Annotated in this window: 17 protein-coding genes, 1 other RNA gene and 1 pseudogene; 2 read left to right on the top strand and 17 right to left on the bottom strand. The window is 39.1% G+C overall.

Annotated features, from left to right (window positions below):
* Positions 1 to 106: 106 nt before the first annotated feature.
* Together CD122_RS10325 and cymR are read right to left on the bottom strand one after the other, a co-directional pair.
* On the bottom strand, positions 107 to 298 hold the full coding sequence (locus CD122_RS10325; RefSeq protein ID WP_103358890.1) for a CsbD family protein: 192 nt from the start codon (positions 296 to 298) through the stop codon (positions 107 to 109).
* A gap of 91 nt (positions 299 to 389) precedes the next feature.
* Positions 390 to 809, bottom strand: coding sequence for a cysteine metabolism transcriptional regulator CymR (gene cymR / locus CD122_RS10320; protein ID WP_103358889.1), 420 nt, complete (start codon positions 807 to 809; stop codon positions 390 to 392).
* 130 nt (positions 810 to 939) lie between these two features.
* Here cymR and CD122_RS10315 point away from each other — a divergent pair, with 130 nt between their 5' ends.
* Complete coding sequence (locus tag CD122_RS10315) at positions 940 to 2,205, top strand: replication-associated recombination protein A (RefSeq protein ID WP_103358888.1); 1,266 nt, start codon at positions 940 to 942, stop codon at positions 2,203 to 2,205.
* 139 nt (positions 2,206 to 2,344) lie between these two features.
* Complete coding sequence (mazE, locus tag CD122_RS10310) at positions 2,345 to 2,569, top strand: type II toxin-antitoxin system PemI/MazE family antitoxin (RefSeq protein ID WP_103358887.1); 225 nt, start codon at positions 2,345 to 2,347, stop codon at positions 2,567 to 2,569.
* A gap of 32 nt (positions 2,570 to 2,601) precedes the next feature.
* Here the strand turns inward: mazE and CD122_RS10305 are convergent, their stop codons facing one another.
* From CD122_RS10305 to recJ, 15 genes and pseudogenes are all read right to left on the bottom strand, one after another.
* Complete coding sequence (locus CD122_RS10305; protein WP_103358886.1) at positions 2,602 to 3,372, bottom strand: tRNA threonylcarbamoyladenosine dehydratase; 771 nt, start codon at positions 3,370 to 3,372, stop codon at positions 2,602 to 2,604.
* Between the two features lie 105 nt (positions 3,373 to 3,477).
* Positions 3,478 to 4,371: an oligopeptide ABC transporter permease gene (gene opp4C, locus CD122_RS10300; RefSeq protein WP_103358885.1), complete on the bottom strand. Its 894-nt coding sequence runs from the start codon at positions 4,369 to 4,371 to the stop codon at positions 3,478 to 3,480.
* 12 nt (positions 4,372 to 4,383) lie between these two features.
* Complete coding sequence (gene opp4B / locus CD122_RS10295; protein WP_103358884.1) at positions 4,384 to 5,346, bottom strand: oligopeptide ABC transporter permease; 963 nt, start codon at positions 5,344 to 5,346, stop codon at positions 4,384 to 4,386.
* Positions 5,343 to 6,181 (bottom strand): annotated as a pseudogene (locus CD122_RS10290) (ABC transporter ATP-binding protein). Before CD122_RS10290 ends, opp4B begins: the two are co-directional and overlap by 4 nt.
* Positions 6,171 to 7,184: an ABC transporter ATP-binding protein gene (locus CD122_RS10285; RefSeq protein ID WP_103358883.1), complete on the bottom strand. Its 1,014-nt coding sequence runs from the start codon at positions 7,182 to 7,184 to the stop codon at positions 6,171 to 6,173. The pseudogene CD122_RS10290 and the gene CD122_RS10285 overlap by 11 nt, the downstream one beginning before the upstream one ends.
* Positions 7,185 to 7,269: 85 nt before the next feature.
* A complete protein-coding gene (gene opp4A, locus CD122_RS10280; protein ID WP_103358882.1) occupies positions 7,270 to 8,985 on the bottom strand; it encodes an oligopeptide ABC transporter substrate-binding protein in 1,716 nt (571 codons plus the stop codon).
* A gap of 200 nt (positions 8,986 to 9,185) precedes the next feature.
* A complete protein-coding gene (locus tag CD122_RS10275; protein WP_103358881.1) occupies positions 9,186 to 9,848 on the bottom strand; it encodes an SDR family oxidoreductase in 663 nt (220 codons plus the stop codon).
* A 243-nt stretch (positions 9,849 to 10,091) separates the two neighbouring features.
* Positions 10,092 to 10,285, bottom strand: a non-coding RNA gene (gene ssrS, locus CD122_RS10270) — 6S RNA.
* A 136-nt stretch (positions 10,286 to 10,421) separates the two neighbouring features.
* Positions 10,422 to 12,188 (bottom strand): aspartate--tRNA ligase, encoded by a 1,767-nt coding sequence (gene aspS, locus CD122_RS10265; RefSeq protein WP_103358880.1) that lies wholly within the window; start codon positions 12,186 to 12,188, stop codon positions 10,422 to 10,424.
* A 3-nt stretch (positions 12,189 to 12,191) separates the two neighbouring features.
* The gene (hisS, locus tag CD122_RS10260; protein ID WP_103358879.1) at positions 12,192 to 13,457 is read right to left on the bottom strand and encodes a histidine--tRNA ligase; all 1,266 of its coding nucleotides are present in this window, start codon (positions 13,455 to 13,457) and stop codon (positions 12,192 to 12,194) included.
* A gap of 544 nt (positions 13,458 to 14,001) precedes the next feature.
* Positions 14,002 to 14,880, bottom strand: coding sequence for an N-acetylmuramoyl-L-alanine amidase (locus tag CD122_RS10255; protein WP_103358878.1), 879 nt, complete (start codon positions 14,878 to 14,880; stop codon positions 14,002 to 14,004).
* Positions 14,877 to 15,329, bottom strand: a complete 453-nt coding sequence (dtd, locus tag CD122_RS10250) for a D-aminoacyl-tRNA deacylase (protein ID WP_103358877.1) — start codon at positions 15,327 to 15,329, stop codon at positions 14,877 to 14,879. Before dtd ends, CD122_RS10255 begins: the two co-directional genes overlap by 4 nt.
* A gap of 12 nt (positions 15,330 to 15,341) precedes the next feature.
* A complete protein-coding gene (locus tag CD122_RS10245; RefSeq protein WP_103358876.1) occupies positions 15,342 to 17,531 on the bottom strand; it encodes a RelA/SpoT family protein in 2,190 nt (729 codons plus the stop codon).
* Positions 17,532 to 17,766: 235 nt separating this feature from the next.
* A complete protein-coding gene (locus tag CD122_RS10240) occupies positions 17,767 to 18,285 on the bottom strand; it encodes an adenine phosphoribosyltransferase (RefSeq protein ID WP_103358875.1) in 519 nt (172 codons plus the stop codon).
* A gap of 10 nt (positions 18,286 to 18,295) precedes the next feature.
* Positions 18,296 to 20,581, bottom strand: coding sequence for a single-stranded-DNA-specific exonuclease RecJ (gene recJ / locus CD122_RS10235; RefSeq protein WP_103358874.1), 2,286 nt, complete (start codon positions 20,579 to 20,581; stop codon positions 18,296 to 18,298).
* Between the last annotated feature and the right edge of the window lie 45 nt (positions 20,582 to 20,626).

Genomic DNA, 20,626 nt, shown 5'->3' with positions numbered 1-20,626 from the left:
TGATGTGTAGTGAGTCATCGTCATGGAAGCTTTTTATTTTTCTCACAACTAAAAAAACAGCAGGCACTCAAATAGAGCACCCACTGTCCACATTATATGACGATAATTATTTGTCGCCTTTTAATTTGTCGATTGCTTCAGTTGCTTTGTCTTTAACGTTTTCAACAACTTCTTTTACTTTTCCTGCTGCTTTATCTTGTTTGCCTTCAGCTTCTAATTGTTTATCGTCAGTTACGTTACCAACTGTTTCTTTAACATTACCTTTTACTTGATCGAATTTGCTTTCTGCGTTTGTCATCATCATTACCTCCTAAATTTGCTTACAATACAATTATACCCTAATTATAGGTAATTTAAACTAAAGCGTCTCATAATTTAATAAAACATTACTAAATATAAAACATATAGCCTTCTAAGTTAGCTGTGTCCTCGTGTGCTGCAAGTGATTGTAATGTTGTTTGATCCAACACATCTTTGACTGCATCACGCATACGAAGCCATAATTGTTGTTGTGCAGGTGGTTCGGATTCAATGCGTTCCACAATAGTTAGTGGACCTTCAAGCAAGCGGATAATATCGCCCGCTGTAATTTCTTCGGATGGCATATTCAATTCATAGCCACCTTTTGCACCACGCACACTTCTAATGAGCCCTGCATTACGCAATGGTCCTACGAGTTGTTCAAGATATAAATCACTTAAATTATTTTCTTCAGCAATTGTTTTCAAAGAGACACAACCTGTTCCTTCTCTCTTCGCTAAAGCAATCATTAATGTTAAGCCATATCGGCCTTTAGTCGATATTTTCATTAGATCCTCTCACCTATCCATCCTATTTGCTTACAATTTTTCACTATTTATATTATTATAATACCATTGCGAAAAGAGTACAAATGATAGTCAACAAATACGTTGAAAAATAATGTTAGGAGGTTATCTCATGACAACGGAGCCATTAGCTTCACGTATGCGACCACGTACCATTGATGAAGTAATCGCCCAACAACACCTAGTGGGAGAAACAGGTATTATTCGTCGCATGGTTCAAGCACAGCGTCTCTCTTCTATGATTTTTTACGGACCACCGGGTATCGGTAAAACGAGTATTGCACAAGCGATTGCGGGAAGTACTGCTTACAAATTCCGTCAGCTGAACGCTGTAACGAATACGAAAAAAGATATGCAACTGATTGTCGAAGAAGCGAAAATGTCAGGACAAGTGATTTTGTTACTAGATGAAATCCACCGCCTCGATAAAGCTAAGCAAGATTTTCTCTTACCACATCTTGAAAACGGCAAAATTGTCTTGATTGGTGCGACAACATCGAACCCTTATCATGCGATTAACCCTGCGATACGTTCACGTGCACAAATATTTGAATTGTATCCACTCGAAGCAGAAGATCTTAAACAAGCCTTACAAAATGCCTTGGATGATGAAGAACGTGGTTTGAAACAATACGATGTGACGATTGATGATGATGCATTTGAATATTTTGCTACTCAAAGCCAAGGCGATGTAAGAAGCGCACTCAATGCTCTGGAATTGGCTGTGTTAAGTGCAAATACAAAACCTGCACATATTACATTGAAAGACGCTGAAGACTGCTTACAACGTGGTGCATTTTTAAGCGATAAAGATGGCGACATGCATTACGATGTGATGAGTGCATTTCAAAAGTCCATTCGCGGGAGTGATGTCGACGCTGCGTTACATTACCTTGCAAGATTAATTCAAGCTGGCGACCTTCCAACGATTGCACGTCGCCTATTAATCATTAGTTATGAAGATATTGGACTCGCTTCCCCTAGTGCTGGTCAACGAACGCTGGCAGCGATTGAAGCAGCTGAACGACTCGGCTTTCCAGAAGCGCGTATCCCATTAAGTCAAGCGGTCATAGAACTTTGCTTGTCTCCAAAATCTAATTCGGCGATTACATCGATCGATAGTGCCCTATCTGATATACGCCAAGGTCATGTCGGACAAATTCCAGATCATTTAAAAGACGGACACTATAGCGGTGCTAAAGAACTTGGTCGTGCAATCGGCTACAAATATCCGCACAACTATGATTCCGGATTTGTTGCACAACAATATTTACCAACTAAACTTAAAAACAAGCAATACTATCAGCCAAAAGAAACATCTAAAGCCGAACAACAATTCAAACAAATCTACGACAACATTACTAAACAACAGAACTAGCAATCACAAAGCGTGCAGCCTAACAATACGTGGCTTCATGCTTTTTTATATCGTTTTCTAACGACCCTAGATATTCATTGATATTAAATTTAAAATGATATATTATGTGTATGAATACTCATTGAAAGGGTGATGTCTAATGGACACTGTAAAAACACGTCTTCAAGACGATGAAGTAATCGTTACATTAGATCACAAGTTTAATATCCCAGCTGGCAAAACATTTTATATTTGCGAAGAACAAAATGGGACGATTTCGTTAATACCAAAAGTTGATGATTATTTTGCGACTGCCAAAAAGAATGAATTTGTTAATGAAGATGAAATTTATAATGACGTATGGCTAAATAATGAGAAAGCATGAAGCCCAATATTACAGGACTCCATGCTTTTTCATTATTGCTTATCTTTAATACGTGTGACTGGAATGTCTTCCACGATTTTATTACATACATAACTTGCTAAAATTAAACCTACCACACTTGGTACAAATGCGTTAGAAGATGGTGGCATTTGTGCTTTACGGTTTTTACCTTGCGCATCACCTACAACTGCTTTGACGTCTTCACGAATCACAATTGGGCTTTCATCTGAAAAGACGACAGGAATGCCGCGATAAATTTTCTTTTGCTTTAATTTTTGACGAATAATACGTGCAATTGGATCTGTATGCGTTTTTGAAATATCTGCAATTTGGAAACGTGTCGGATCAATTTTATTAGCCGCACCCATACTTGAAATCACTTGAATACCACGTTGTAAACATTGTTCCATCAAGTGGACTTTATAAATAATTGTATCGCTCGCATCAATGACGTAATCAATATTGTAATCATTGAATAACTGCTCATACGTTTCTTCTGTATAGAACATATGCAGTGGTGTGACTTTACAATCCGGGTTAATCAGCTTAATACGTTCTTCCATCAACGTCACTTTACTTTGACCGATTGTTGTTGTTAAGGCATGAATTTGACGGTTAACATTTGTAATATCAACATCATCTTTATCAATCAAAATAATATGCCCGATATTCGTACGCGCCAATGCTTCTGCGGCAAACGAACCAACGCCACCGACACCGAGCACGGCTACTGTTGTATTTTTAAGGCGATCCAAACCTTCTTTACCGATCGCAAGTTCATTTCTTGAAAATTGGTGTTTCATCGTTTTCTCCTTCTACATGCTACTTAGTATTCATGTATTGTTTTATCCTAGTGATTTTATCATAATTGCATGATACCACAGATAGAAAGGAATTTGAAACAGACTTTAGTGACGCGATTTCGGATTGAGTGCATCCTTCAAGCCTTCACCAATAAAGTTAATACATAAGATTGTCACTGTAATCGCAATGGCTGGCGGCATCCAAATCCACGGTTTCCCACGTAAAATATCGCCTTCTTGTGCATCACTCAACATATTCCCCCACGTTGGTACAGATTTATCAATACCAAAGCCTAAAAAGCTTAATCCTGCTTCTGCGACAATTTGAACCGCAAAAATTAAAGTCCCTTGCACGATAATCACACTTAAAATATTTGGTAATAAATGTTTGAACAAAATCTTATAAACGGGTGTTCCGATCGACTGTGCTGCTAAAAAATATTCGTTCTCTCTCTCTTGCATGACTTTACCACGAACGATACGCGCGACACCGACCCATGACAGTGCGATTAAGACTAAGGCTAAGACGATTGCCGAGCCGTATTGGTTTTCGATTTTACCACTGAATGTCGCATTTAACACGACTGCGAATGGAATAAATGGGAATAACATGACGAATTCTGTAAAACGCATCAGTACGGTATCGACCCAGCCGCCATAGTATCCGGAAATCATGCCGATCAGAATACCGATAATCATCAATCCAATCGTTGTGATAAGACCGAATAGGAGTGATACACGTCCCGAGTAGAGTAAGCGACTTAGAATATCGCGGCCACCCGAATCTGTACCTAGCCAATGTTCAGATGACATTTGTCCTTTGATGAGCACTAAGTTTTGGACGTTCGGGTCATACGGTGCGAGAAGCGGTGCCAAAAGCGAAAAAACAAATATTAATCCTAAAATACCACTTGCTGCCATCGCCGGTTTATTTTTCATAAATTTACGTTTTGCAATTTCAAACGGTGAACGATTTGTTCCTTTTACTTGTTTTGACATGGTCTCCGCCTCCTAATTACTCTTGATTCGTGGATCCACAATACTGTATGCGATATCCGAAATCAGATTTGCTAGTAATCCTAAAAATGAGAAAAAGAGGAGTAGCGCCATCATCAGTGGATAGTCTTTACCACTGATTGCGTCAATTAACAACTTACCAATACCTGGATACGAGAAAATCGTTTCCGTAATAACTGCTCCGCCAAAAACCGACAGTACATCAGCACCGAAAAATGTCACAATCGGGATGACTGAGTTACGTAAAATATGTTTGTTGTAAATTTTAGATTCTGACAATCCTTTAGAACGTGCAGTACGCACATAATCTTTACGTGAGTTTTCGATAATATCATTACGTAAAAATTGGACGTAACTTGCTGTGGATAGCAGTCCTAATACTGTACCTGGCAAGATCGTGTGATACAACTTGCTTATATAATACTCAAACGTACCACTTTCCAAACCAATTGCGACGGAACCTGAAAATGGGAACCAGCCTAATTGGAATGCGAAGATATAGATTGCAAATACACCTGCAACGAATGATGGAATTGCGAGCATTAAATAGTTAATAAATTGAATGCTGTAGTCAATGGTGCTATACGGTTTTCTACCCGACAACACACCGAGTGGAAAAGCAATCAGATATGTGATGACTAAGCTAACAACGCCGAGTAAAATCGTATTCGGCATACGTTCTTTGATTAAATCCATCACTGGGCGTTTGTAACGAATGGAGTCCCCTAACTCTCCATGAAGCACATTGTTGCCCCACTTCATATATTGCACAGGAATCGATTCATTGAGCCCTAACTTTTCACGTTGTTCTTCATAGTAACTGGCATCTACGCTTGGATCCATCTGCCCTGTAAATGCATCACCTGGTTGTAACTTTGCGAGTAAAAATATCACAATTGACATTGCAAATAATAACGGAATCATTAATAAAAAGCGTCGAATAATTAAATTTGTCATTCTGGGAACACCTCTTCTTCTAACAGAATACATGCTGCGTAGTGATCAGGTTCGACTTGACGATAGTCCGGTTTTTGTAAGCGACATGCGTCTTTAGCAACTGGACATCTCGTATGGAACGGACAACCTTGTGGTGGATCACTCGGTGAAGGAAGGTCCCCTTGCAACAAAATACGTTCTTTCTTTTGACCTGGTCGAATTTCTGGAATCGCTGAAATCAATGATTGTGTATATGGGTGTTGTGGTCGATTATAAATCGCCTCGGCAGGTCCTTGTTCAACAATATGACCTAAATACATTACACAAATATAGTCACTGACATGTTTGACAACACTCAAGTCGTGTGCGATAAACAGATAGCTCAAGCCAAAGTCTTCTTGTAGTTCATCCATTGTTCGTTAAGGCCTACACGTTTTAATAAGTCTTTCACTTCGCCTTCGATTTCTTTTTGCGACTTATGGTAATAGTTACGAATCGGTTCGCCGACAATATCGCCGACCATTTGCATTGGATTTAATGACGCATAAGGATCTTGAAAGACCATTTGAAAGCCTTTACGTGCTTCGCGTAACGCTTTTCCTTTTAAATGTGTAATATCTTGATCACAAAAACGAATTTCACCTGATGTAACGTCTTGCAAGCGTAAAATTGTACGTCCTGCTGATGATTTACCACAGCCTGACTCGCCTACAAGCCCGACTGTTTGTCCTTTTTTAACAACGAATGAAATACCATCAACGGCTTTCACTTCGCCAACTTTACGCTGAAATATACCACCTTTAATCGGATAATATTGTTTTAAATCTTTAACTTCTAAAATGTGCTCATTCGACATGTTGTACGCCCCCTTCTGCCATCACACTTTCATCAAAGAGATGACACGATACTTGATGTGTTTCATTAATATGCGTCGTCTTCAAATTGCGTTGCGTACATACAGGCATCGCATGCGGGCAACGATTCGCAAACTTGCAGCCCACTTCAGGCAATTCATCAAGTCCAGGTACAGTACCTTCAATGGTTTCCAACTTATCTTGCTTAATATCTAAACGCGGGATTGCTTTAATTAACAAACGTGTATAAGGATGTTTCGGATCATTGAAAATATCCATAACGCTCGCACGTTCAACAATTTCTCCAGCATACATAACTGCGACCGTATCACACACTTCTGAAATAACACCTAGATCATGTGAAATAAAGATAATGCCCATATCTGTTTCTTGTTGAATACTTTTTAATAGTTCGAGAATTTGCGCTTGAACAGTTACGTCAAGTGCTGTTGTTGGTTCATCAGCAATGAGTAACTCTGGCGAACATGAAATCGCCATCGCAATCATCACACGTTGACGCATCCCACCTGATAGCTGATGTGGATACGAATCAACGACTTCATCCGCACGCGGTATGCCGACTTGTTTTAATAGTGAAATAGCACGTGTTCTCGCTTCTTTTTTATTCATATCAAGATGACTAACCATCATTTCAATCAACTGATTCCCAATCGTAAACACTGGGTTCAATGATGTCATAGGTTCTTGGAAAATCATCGCTAACGCATTGCCACGAATTTTATTAAATTGCGTTGTTGACATATTATCAATGCGTTGTTGTTTGAAATATACTTCCCCACTATGAATTTCGCCAATCTTATCTGGTAACAAACGTAGAATGGACATACTGAGTACAGATTTACCGGAACCAGATTCACCAACGATCCCCATCACTTCTCCTTTTTTAAGTGTAAGGTTAATGTTAGAAATTGCATTATAGCGCTGGCCGTTAATTTCAAATCCTGCACATAAATCTTTGACGCGTAATAGTTCTCTATCTTCCATAACGAAGCCCCCTATCCCCTTCTTAATAATGAAAGGATTGAGCTGTACATTCGCCCAATCCTTCACTTTCATTTAACAATACGTCTTACTCTTCAACAGTCCATTCATAAATTGGGTTCGTACCTTTTAATGACACTTCAAAGTTTTTCACTTTATTGTTAACGGCTGTAACATCTTCCAGTTCAACGATAGGAATCACTGGGACATCTTCCGCCATGATTTTTTGCCATTCTAAGTACTTCTCTTTACGTTTGTCTTTGTCGTCACCTACAACGTCGCCATCAAGTGCATCATCGAGCAACTTATCTGCTTTCTCATTGTTGTAGCGTGATTCATTCCATAATGCCGTTGATTTGTATAAGCCTGATGGATCAGGGTCTGCCCCTTGTACCCAAGTTCTGACATACGTCTCCATGTCATCCGTAGCATTCTCTAAGTCTTCGCCAAACTTACCAAACTCAACCATTTCAGTTTTTGTTTTCAAACCGACTTTTTCCCAGTAACCTTTAAGTGCTGCCGTACGTGGTTCGAATGTTGGGTTAGAGCCCGCATAGTGTTTCAAGTTAATCACAAATGGCTTACCGTCTTTATCTTCTCTCCAACCGTCACCATCTTTGTCTTTATAACCCGCTTCATCTAATAATTTTTTCGCTTTTTTCACATCGTAGTCATACGTTGGCACGTCGCCTTCTTTAGCACCACTCCAGTGAGATGATGGAATTAGTCCGTTCATCGGTTTACCATAACCATAATAGAAAGCGTCAATCCATTCTTTGCGGTTAATCGCGTGCGCCATCGCTTGACGTAACTTTTTGTCTTGATATTTCGGACGTTCTTTACCGATTGTTTGTGTCTTTTTGTCGTAATCATTTAATACAAAACCAACAATGGCATATGATGTTGACGGTGCTTCTAATAGTGAAATATTTTCAGAACCGTTATCACTTAACTCTTTCGCGATTGGTGCTGACAAGCTAGCCATGTCAATTTCACCACTCTCTAACGCTTGTGCCATTGACGTTTGTTCAACAACACGTAAATTGATTTTGTCGAGTTGTGGTTCGCCTTGCCAATAATCATCAAACTTCTCAAGTGTTACCGATTCACCATCGACAATATTTTTGACTTTATAAGGCCCAATACCGATTGGATGTTTTCTAACTTCAGGTGATTTCGCCATATCTTTAACTGGAATATCTTTAAAGATTTTTTCGCTAATCAATGAACTTGTCCAAATATCTAATAAATTGTTCGCTTTATTTTCTTTGAACGTCAACTCTACTGTATAATCATCAATTTTCTTAATACCTGAAATCGTATCGGCTTGTCCTTTATGCTTCTCTTCAGCACCTTGGACACCGTCTACATTGTCATATCGTGGTCCGTCATAATCTGGATCTGCTAAAGTTTCTAACGTAAAAATCCAGTCATTAATTGTTAACGGATTGCCATCTTGCCATTTAATGCCTTTTTTCATCTTAAACGTATATGTTAATTCGTCATCTTTCTTTTGCTCCCAAGACAAGATTTTCGGTTTCATATTGAGTTCATCATCAAAATCAACAAGGCTATCATTAAAATAGGCAATTACTTCTGAATCTCCTGATGACCCAGAGAATATCGCTTGGAAATCTCCTTGAGGTGGTTCAGCAATACCGACATTTAATGTGCCACCTTTCGCGTCACTTTTTTCTGTCTTGCTTTTACTACTTCCTGAACCAGAATCCCCTTTGCCACATGCAGCTAATACGACAACTACACTAAGAAACAAAATAGATAAAAAACGCCACTTCTTACTCATACAACTCCCCCTTAAATTGTGTCTGATTAATTACAATTATTATATTAGTCTGATAATTTTGTCAATAATTTATTTTAAAAATGTAATATTAGTCTTTCGAATTGTAAAGTATATCAATTAATTATCGTTATTATAAAAACAAAAAACAGGTAACAGTGTACGCGTATTTGCATACATTGCTACCTGTTTACATAATAATATTATTTGTGGTTTGCGACTGCATCATGTGCTGATGTGTCCCCATTAATCACTTGGAATTCTTTTCCGTGAATATGCGGTTGTGTTACCACTTCATATAATACACGTGCCACATCTTCACGTGGGATTTTAATATCTTCAGGGCTATCAAATTGTGCTTGGATTTGAACTTTATCTACACCCGCATCGTCAACTAATACGCCAGGGTGCACAATTGTCGCTTTTAAGTTACTGTGACGTAAGTAGTCATCTGCGTAGTGTTTAGCAATTGTGTATGGTTTTAAGCTGCCACCTTGTTCAATCGCTTCTCGACGTGAGTCCCAAGTTGACACCATCACAAAGTGCTCAATGTTAGCTGCTTCACTTGCACGGATTGCTTTCACTGCGCCATCAAGGTCAACCGCAATTGTTTTATCTGCACCTGTGCTACCACCAGATCCAACAGAGAATACGACTTGGTCATAGCCATTAAGTTTCTCTGTTAATGCGTCAATCGTATCTGCTTCAACGTCGATTAATACCGCATCAATACCTTGTGCTTCTAGCGCTTCTTGTTGTTCTGCTTTACGTACACCTGCTGTAAAATCAATATTTTGCGCTTTCAACTGTTGTACAAGGTAACGACCTACGCCACCATTTGCACCTAGTACGAATGTTTTTGTCATGTTGTATCCCTCCATAAATATGTTACCTTCATAGTAATACATAGTTATTAGGTACGCATTATAACTGCTCACAAAATTAAATTTAATTGTTATAAATGTCGCTTTTGTGTAATTTAGGATATGTCTAAAGTTCAAAATTATATTAATATGCTCACTTAAAATTTGAGCTAAATCCAAACTATAGCTGTTCTAAACATCAAAAAAAATAAAAAAAATACGCAAGACATAATGTCCTGCGTACCGATAGAATCCATGAGTGCCGTAGTTTATGAGTGCTTGATCATTTTGGCCTGCTAAGTACAGGTGGGTGTCCTGTTTCTTGTTTAGCACGTCCTCCTATAGAGGCGTGTGCGCTGCAAGAAAACCAATTGGACTCCCTGATCAATGAGTGTTAGGTCAAAATATAAAAAGCGAACTTACGAACACCCCAGACGACTATCTTATAGGTTTATATTAACACATTATTATAAATACGCAAGTAAAACGACTACGTATCATTTGGGCTGTGATGCAAAGATATGTCGCTCATTGACTAAAGCCACACATCTCACACCACTAACATTCCATACTAAATTAGTGTTTAATGCGCAGTGATAATTCGTCTAATTGACGGTCTGATACTGTTCCTGGTGCATCTGTTAATAAGTCTGTCGCAGATGCTGTTTTAGGGAATGCGATTGTATCACGTAAGTTTGTACGACCTGCAAGTAACATAACTAAGCGGTCTAAACCTAATGCGATACCACCATGAGGCGGTGCACCAAATTTGAATGCATCTAATAAGAAACCAAATTGTTCTTGTGCTGCTTCTTCTGTAAAGCCAAGCGCTTTGAACATTTTAGATTGTAATTCGCCATCGTGGATACGGATAGAACCACCGCCTAATTCGTAACCGTTCAATACGATATCGTATGCTTGTGCTTGTGCAGTTTCAGGTGCTGTTTCCAACTTCTCAACATCTTCAGGTTTTGGTGATGTGAATGGGTGATGTGCTGCAACATAGCGGTTTGCTTCATCATCATACTCTAATAATGGCCAGTCTGTTACCCATAAGAAGTTAAGTGCATCTGGATCGATTAAGCCACGTTCTTTACCAAGCTTGTTACGTAATGCACCTAAGCTTTGCGCAACAACATCTTTACTGTCCGCAACGAATAAGACAAGGTCTCCAGCTTTTGCATTTGTTAAGGATTGTAATTGTGCAACATGGTCATCTTCAAAGAAACGTGCGATTGGTCCTGTAAGACCTTCTTCAACGACTTTAACCCATGCTAAGCCTTTTGCACCATAGATGTTGACGAATTCTGTTAAACCATCAATATCTTTACGTGTGTAGTCATCAGCTGCACCTTCAACAACAAGCGCTTTTACTTGTCCGCCGTTTTCAACTGCACCTTTGAATACTTTGAAGTCCATTGTGTTACCAAGTTCTGATACATCAAGTAATTCCATACCGAAACGAGTATCAGGTTTGTCGCTACCATAGCGTTCCATTGCTTCAGCATACGTCATACGTGGGAATGCATCAGTTAATGTTACACCTTTCACTTCTGATACAACTTCTTTCAACATCGCTTCGCCTAATGCCATTACATCTTCTTGTTCCACAAAGCTCATTTCAATGTCGACTTGTGTAAACTCTGGTTGACGGTCTGCACGTAAGTCTTCATCACGGAAACATTTTGCGATTTGGTAGTATTTATCGAAACCACTAATCATTAATAATTGTTTAAATAATTGTGGTGATTGTGGTAATGCATAGAATTCACCATCATGAACGCGTGAAGGTACGAGGTAGTCACGTGCGCCTTCAGGTGTTGATTTCGTTAAAACTGGTGTTTCAACATCATAGAATCCAGCTTGGTCTAAATAACGACGAATCGCTTGTGTCGTTTGATGACGCATTTTGAATGTTTCCGCAAACTTTTCACGACGTAAGTCTAAGTAACGGTATTTTAAACGAATATTTTCATCAACTGTTAAGTTTTCTTCGTTTAATGCGAATGGTGGTGTTTCTGATTTATTGATGATTGTTAATGTTTTCGCTTGGACTTCTACTTGTCCTGTTTTAATTTTAGGGTTAACTGTTTCATCGTCACGCTTTGTTACAGTACCTGTTACTTCAACCACATACTCAGAACGTACGCGCTCAGCTACTGCAAGTGCTTCTGCTGAAAAGTCTGGGTTAAATACGACTTGTACATAGCCTTCACGATCACGGACATCAACGAAAATTAATCCGCCAAGGTCACGTCGGTTGTGTACCCATCCTTTTAATGTAATTTCTTCTCCTAATAATGCTTCTGTTACTAATCCACAATATGTTGTACGTTGTGCCATTTTTTATGCTCCTTTAATATAACTTGCTATTTCGTCAAATTTAATTGTTTCAGATTGTCCAGTTTCCATATTTTTGATTGCTACTTGTTTTTCTTCTAATTCTTGGTCACCGATAACAATCGTATATTTTGCTTTCAAACGATCTGCCTGTTTCATTTGTCCTTTAAGTTTACGTGATAGATAGTCTTTATCAACCTTTACACCTGCATGACGTAAATCATTCAACAACTTCACAGCATAATCATCAGCTGCTTCGCCCATTGTTGCGACAAACAAATCAAGTTGGCTTTCGACAGGTAGTGTAATTCCTTCTGCTTCAAGTGCTAATAAAAGTCTTTCAATACTTAAAGCAAAGCCGATACCTGTTTGTTTTGGACCGTCTAACAATTCAAGTAAACCATTATAACGGCCGCCACCACACAATGTTGTAATCGCACCGTCGTAGCTTTCACTATCCATCATCAATTCAAATGCTGTGTGCGTGTAATAATCTAAACCACGTACAAGATTCGGATCAACGACATATGGAATACCTAGACGATCTAAATACGATTTAACCGCTTCAAAATACGTTTTTGATGCTTCGTTTAAGTAGTCTGTAATCGCCGGTGCAGTTGCCATTTCTGGTTGATTGCGGTCGACTTTACAATCCAAAATACGCATTGGGTTGGTTTCAATACGTTTTTGACAATCCGGACAGTAGTTGTGAATTACCGGTTGGAAGTGTTCACGCAATGCTTGTTGATATTCAACGCGTGATTCTGCATCACCAATACTGTTAATGACTAACTTCAAGTTTTTTAGGCCGAATGATTGATAAATGTGCATAACCATTGCTAGCACTTCTGCATCAATGCTTGGATTTTCCGCACCAATCGCTTCAACACCGAATTGGTTAAATTGGCGGTAACGTCCTTTCTGTTTACGTTCATATCGAAACATCGGGCCATTGTAATAAAGCTTTACAGGTTGATTTGGTAAACCTTGCATTTTGTTTTCGATATAGCTACGTACGACCGCTGCAGTGCCTTCAGGTCTTAACGTCAAGCTGCGGTCCCCTTTGTCTTTAAACGTGTACATTTCTTTTTGAACAACATCTGTTGAATCGCCCACACCTCGCGCAAAAAGTTCAGTGCTTTCAAAGATTGGTGTGCGAATTTCTTCATAGTTGTAGCGTGCCATCAATTCGTGTAACCGCGATTCGATATAACGCCACTGTGCTGATGTCTCAGGTAAAATATCTTGTGTGCCACGTGGAATCTTAATCATCTTTACACCTCTCCTAACTTATTTGTGAGTCCTTTTATGTCTGAAATTTATTGTGATAGAAAGGCCGTTAATACGACGCTGTCATGTAGTGGTGCAACAAAATTAAAACGCCCCTTATATGCTCACACATATAAGGGACGTTCGTATGCCGTGTTGCCACCCTAATTAAGAAGTTGAGAAATATTTAATTTGCGCACTGGGAAATCGATAAACGGTATCCCAAAAGCAGGATTTTCGACAGAATTGCCACGATTTCGACAAAATTTGGAAAGCAATTTTGCTCATCGTTCGGTTCTGCTCAAATTCTAAGCGCTTTTGTCCCAACCTCTTCACTCTACTGCTGATAACGTTCGCAACACGACTTTATTCTCATAAAGTACCTCTTCTTGTGTTCAAGTTGTAAGGGTTAATGGTTTGTCTTACAGCCAAGGACAAACTCTCTTCGGAACATCTTCCACATCTCGCCTTACACTTCCAAGAATACAGACGGTTATTCTTATAAAATTCATATACCATCATAACTTTTTTTCGTGCGATTTTCAAGTTATTGATTAAGGAAATAATTTTTTAAGCCATCAACCACTGCCGATTCGACAATGTAGCGATGATTTTTATCATTAATCAAAATCTCATCGGTCGGATTACTAATATAACCAAGTTCTAATAGTACAGCTGGTTTTTTCGTCTGACGCAAGACTTGATAATTCTCTTGTCTCGGACCACGGTCAGATAACAACGCCTTTTTTTGAATACTCGCATTCAGCGTCTGTGCCAATGCTTCTTGTTTCTTATGATACCAATACACCGTTGCACCATTGGCATCCGGTGATTCCAGTGCATCATTATGAATACTAATAAACACATCACCCGTCGCCTTACGATCTTTCAACTTCACATACGTGTCATCTTTACGAATCATTTTCACCTTCGCGCCTTCTTGTTCAAGCAATTTTTTTAGTTCCAAACCTGTTTTCAACGTCATATCTTTTTCCAAAGTTTTTTTCCCAGTACGACTGGAAGCACCTTGGTCGCCACCGCCATGGCCCGGATCGAGCACAATGACTTTCCCTTTTAGCGGTCTCGCGTTCGGATTGACATCTTCTTTAATATCCAAATTGGTATGCCAGCCTGCAATCCACCCTTTTTGTTTATGGTCAGCAGACGCTACTTCAACCCATTTGCCAGTGCGTGACAGGATTTTAAACGTATCGCCTTCTTTGACATCATATAATACCGGATAGACCGCATTAGGCCCTGTACGAATCTCCGCATCTTCTACTAAATGGACTTTATCATCGCTTTTCCCTATTAAAAAGATTGAGATGATAATAAGGAACAATATGAACAAAACAGCTAAAATTGCGATATAAACGCGTTTAGGATTTAACTTTCTCTGTCTAAGCCATTGGTCAAATTTTCTCATAGAATTTTGCCATTTTCACTTTCATAAATAATCGTCACGGGCCCATCGTTTTGAATATCAATTAACATATCCGTTCCGAAAACACCTGTTTCGACTGGTAAATTGTATGCACGCAATGCATCATTAAACTTCTCATAAAGGGCATTCGCTTCATCAGGTGCCATCGCATTAGAAAAGCCTGGACGATTCCCCTTTTTCACATCTGCATAAAGTGTAAACTGAGAAATGGATAATACCGCACCTTCAATCTGTTGAATATTTAAATTCAACTTTCCGGCTTCATCTTCAAAAATTCGTGCGTTGGCAATTTTTTTAGCGAGTACTTCTACATCTGCCATTGTATCGCCATTACCCACACCAACGAGTATGCAGAATCCTTGTGAAATCTCGCGGTGAATTGTTTCATTCGTTACAGCTGCAGATTTTACACGTTGAACGACAATTTTCATAGTCAGACACTCCTAATTCCAAACTCGAGTCACAGTATAAATATCTCCAAGTTGCTTAATTTTATCAGCAACTTTAAAGACTTCATGTACATTTTTTACCATAATGCTTAAATTAATAACAGCATTTTTATCAATATCAGATTTACCTGATACTTTAATCAAATGACTAGATGTGCTGTTTACGGCTTGTAGGACTTCATTTAACAAACCATTACGGTCGTATGCAGTCACTTCAAGATCAACTTGATATTTTTGTGACGCATCTTTCGACTTAACCCACTCTACGTCAATCAGACGCTCATCTTCATTTTTGATGTTTGGACAGTCGGTACGGTGCACTTTGATACCGTGACCTTTTGTGATATAACCAAGTATTTTATCACCAGGTATTGGGTTACAACATTTCGAAAGTTTGATAAGGACATTATCCAAACCTTCAACGTAAACACCTGAATCCGTCGTAATATGATCTTTAATTGGTACCGATTTCGTTACTTCCTGTGCTTGATTCAATGCACGTTGTTTATGTTCAATACGAATACGTTCCGTCAGTTTGTTAACGATTTGTTGTGACGTCACACCACCAAAGCCAACAGACGCATACAAGTCTGATTCATTTGCGAAATTGTATTTCTCATTGACGATTTTAATGTTCGCATCGGTTAACACTTCTTCTACTTTGAAGCCTTGTTCTTTCAACTCGGCTTCAATCATAAACTTACCTTTTTCAATATTTGAAGAACGGTCTTGTTTTTTGAAGAAGCTTTTAATTTTACTTTTCGCACTCGATGAACGTACAATTTTCAACCAATCACGACTTGGACCGTACGAATGCTTACTCGTACGAATCTCGACAATGTCTCCCGTTTGTAGGACGTAATCAATCGGCACAATTTTACCGTTTACTTTGGCACCAATCATTTTGTTGCCGACTTCACTATGAATTGCATAAGCAAAATCAATCGGCACCGCGCCATAAGGCAACTCGATAACGTCACTTGCCGGTGTAAAAGCGTACACTTTGTCACTTTGAAGGTCGAACTTTAATGATTCGATAAACTCTTGTGCATCTGTAGACGTATGATCCGTCTCCGCAATATCTTTCAGCCAGTTTAACTTTTTATGATATGTCTCACTGTCTTGTGTGACTTGCTTGCCTTCTTTATATGCCCAGTGTGCTGCAACACCATGTTCCGCAATTTCATGCATTTCAAACGTACGAATTTGAATTTCAAGCGGATCGCCATTCGGACCTACGACTGTCGTATGCAATGACTGGTACATATTTTGTTTCGGCATGGCGATATAGTCTTTGAAACGACCTGGCATTGGTTTCCATAATGTATGGACGAGCCCTAGCACGGCGTAACAGTCTTTAATCGAATGCACGATAACACGTACCGCCAACAAGTCAAATATTTGATCAAATTGCTTTTTCTGTTTCATCATTTTGCGATAAATACTATAAATATGTTTTGGACGGCCATTGATTTCACCGTCAATATTCATAATATCCATCTCTTTACGAATGTTGTGAATCGCATTTTCAATATATGCTTCACGTTCACTACGTTTTTTCTTCATTAAGTTCACAATTCTAAAATATTGCACATTGTCGATATAACGTAATGCGATATCTTCTAGTTCCCATTTAATCGTATTAATCCCTAAACGGTGTGCAAGTGGCGCATAAATTTCTAACGTCTCTTTAGAAATGCGAATTTGTTTTTCACGCGGCATCGCACGCAATGTTCTCATATTATGTAGTCTATCTGCCAATTTCACCAAAATTACGCGTACATCTTTCGCAATCGCAATAAATAATTTGCGGTGATTCTCAGCCTGTTGCTCTTCTTTTGAGCGATATTTTACCTTTTTCAGTTTGGTTACACCATCTACAATCGTTGCAATCTCTACATTGAACATCTCAGCAACATCATTAAACGTATAGGGTGTATCTTCAATGACATCATGTAGAAAACCCGCTACAATTGTCGGACCGTCCAAGCGCATTTCAGTTAAAATTCCTGCCACTTGGATAGGATGCATGATATATGGTAAACCATTTTTACGGAATTGCCCTTCATGTGCCTCATATGCTAAATGGTAACTTTTAAGTACGAAAGCATATTGTTCTTCACTGAGGTATGTTTTCGCTTTATGTAGCACCTCATCAGCACTATATGGATATTCGTTATTCAAGTGGACACCCCCAACTAAATCAATATTAATTCTATCATACTACAAGCATTCCAATAATTGAACTATATGTCGTATCTTTTTATCTTATCACTTTTCAACTTTGTGACACAGTTTTTTACATTTAAAAGTTGTGCACTATATAAATCAAAGCTTGCTCACAACATATTCCAAAAAATTAAAAAAGCAGAACAGCCGCAGCCATTCCGCATTAAATGTATATTGTGTGACGTTATGCTTACTCGTCGTATGAGATTAAGCACATCACGTCATAATCTTTAATTTTGTCCATACCGTTCAAGTATGCCAATTCAATAATAAACGCTATCCCAGCAACGATACCGCCTTGTTGTTCTACGAGGTTGATAGCCGCTTCAATCGTACCACCTGTTGCTAACAAGTCATCCGTAATCAATACACGTTGTCCTGGTTTGATTGCGTCCGCATGCATTGTTAATACGTTGCTACCATACTCCAAGTCGTATTCATAGCGAATGACTTCTCTTGGTAACTTTCCTTCTTTACGAACTGGTGCAAAACCAATGCCCATCGCATACGCAACAGGACAGCCAATAATAAATCCTCTTGCCTCTGGCCCCACGACTATATCGACATTTTTTTCTTTCGCATATTTTACAATTTGGTCAGTTGCATAACCATATGCTTCACCGTTATCCATAATTGTTGTTATATCTTTGAAGCTCACGCCTTTTTGAGGCCAATCTTGTACCTCTGATACGTATTTTTTTAAATCCATCGATATCCTCCTAATTCGTGCGTGCCAATGATGTTTCAATCCATGCTTTAACCGCACTAAATTCGTCATATAATAATTGTTTTTCAACTTCTAATCGCTGAACGCGTGCTTGATAAACACGACTCGTCTCAATCGGTCGCTTATCAGTTTGTTGCACCGGTTCAATTATACCATCTTTTTGTGAAATTAAGCCTAAGTCGAGAAAAACTTTCAAGATAAATTTCAAAGTATTTGGCTTAATATTTAAATACTGACACAATGCCATGCCATCTTGCCCAAGGTCGATTGTCCCTTTTTGCATTAATGACTTATAACATTGTTTAAAAATGGCTTGCTGTGGAATCCCTTCAAAATAAATCGAACGTTCATGTGCGAATACAAGATAAATTTGTGACACTTGCAATTGTTGTAATGTCGCTTCAATGTCTTCCATTGTTAACGGCAAATCACGCATCACACATTTTTCATAATGCTCTGGAATAACTTCTCCATAATAGAACTCGTTGTCTCGTTGCTTATCTCGACTTGGATGAATTAAATAGCTGACCTGTGCATCGTTATCAAATTGAGGTAGTTTTTTATTTTTACTACGATAGTCTAAAATTTGACGTTCGTTACTTGCAATATCCGTTACAATAAATTGCGCACTGCGGTTACCATTCCACTCATTAATCTGCAACTCGCCAATCATATCTATCGTCTGTCCTGCCATTAGTTCCCCAGCTAGCGCACCATAATTCCAATACAATGCTTGCATCGGTGACGACTCAAACGTCACTTTGAGGTGATTTTGCTGTTGTCCGATTGCTTTTGCTTGTTGAACTTGCATGCCAGAAAGTTGAATGACCGGTTTTGAAAACCCCATGCCAAACGGTCTTAAACGATTCATCGCTTGAATGTTATCAACTGTAATATCTCCAATGTTTACGACCGCATCGACTGTTTTAGTCGGTTGTAATGACACACCAGCAAACGTTTGTCGCATCCAATCGTTTAAGCCATCACGCAACGCATCGACATTATCCAAATCCAATGTTAATCCTGCTGCCATATGATGTCCACCAAACTTTTGGATAAGCGTTGACTGTTCTGATAATGCATCAAACATCGACACTTGTTCAATACTACGTGCAGAGCCTTTCGCATGGCCTTTTTCAGCATCCAAATTCAACACCATTGTCGGTAAATGATATGTTTCAACGACACGTGATGCGACAATACCTAACACACCTTCGTGCCAATCTTCTTGTGCCAGTACGAGAAACTGATCGCCACGCGCTACATAAGATGCCGCCATTTCCAATGCGGCTTCTGCAATGTCACTTACAATATCTTTACGCTCTTGATTGAAATGTTCTACTTGTTCCGCTAGAAATTGTGCTTCTTCATAATCATCCGCCATTAACAACTCAGCGGCTAAACTTGCATCTTCTAATCGACCAACCGCATTCAATCGTGGTGCAATTAAGAAGCCGATTGTTTCTTCAGTAATGACATCATCATAACTTGCTTGTTCTAAAATCGCTGTAATGGAAGCAGGTTTATCTTCATTCAGCTGTTTAAGCCCTTTTTTTACAATCGATCTATTTTCATCTGTTAACGGTACCAAATCCGCCACTGTGCCAATCGCAGCCAGTCCCCAATAAGCTTGTGGTACTTGATCCTCTAATAACGCACTGGCTACTTTCAAAGCCACGCCTGCACCACATAAATAACGGAATGGGTAGTCATAATCCGGATGCATTGGATGCACAATCGCATACGCATTCGGTAACGTTGGTCCAATTTCGTGGTGGTCTGTCACAATGACATCCACTCCTTGTTCCTGTACGAGTGCAATCTCATCATGACCTTGGATACCGTTATCCACTGTAATAATAAGCGAAACGCCTTCATCAACCGCATTTTGGAATGCCGCTTCACTTGGTCCATACCCTTCTGTAAAACGGTTTGGAATATACCAACCTACAATCGCCCCAAGCTTGCGCAACGTGTCCACCATAATCGTTGTCGATGTCACACCGTCTGCATCATAGTCACCATACACGAGAATCGGTTCTTGATTTGCTATCGCTTGACGAATACGTGCCACCGCTTTTGCCATGTCACTCATTTGCGCGCTATCATGTATGATTTGTCGATCTTCCAAGACACTGGCTAACGCTTCTTCAGTCACAATGCCTTTTCCTTCTAACGTGCGTTGCATAATTGGCGTAATATTAAATTGTTGTACCAATGTATCATCAATTGTTGGGTGTTCCGTATTATTAATCCACTGATATTTCGGTTTTATCATTGTTTTATACCTCTTTCCACAAACCGTATTATATCGAAAATCAGA

It is taken from the genome of Staphylococcus rostri, assembly GCF_002902145.1.
GTDB lineage: Bacteria > Bacillota > Bacilli > Staphylococcales > Staphylococcaceae > Staphylococcus > Staphylococcus rostri.
The sequence above is the reverse complement of the archived record's forward strand: the minus strand, read 5'-3'. Positions and strand labels throughout refer to the sequence as shown.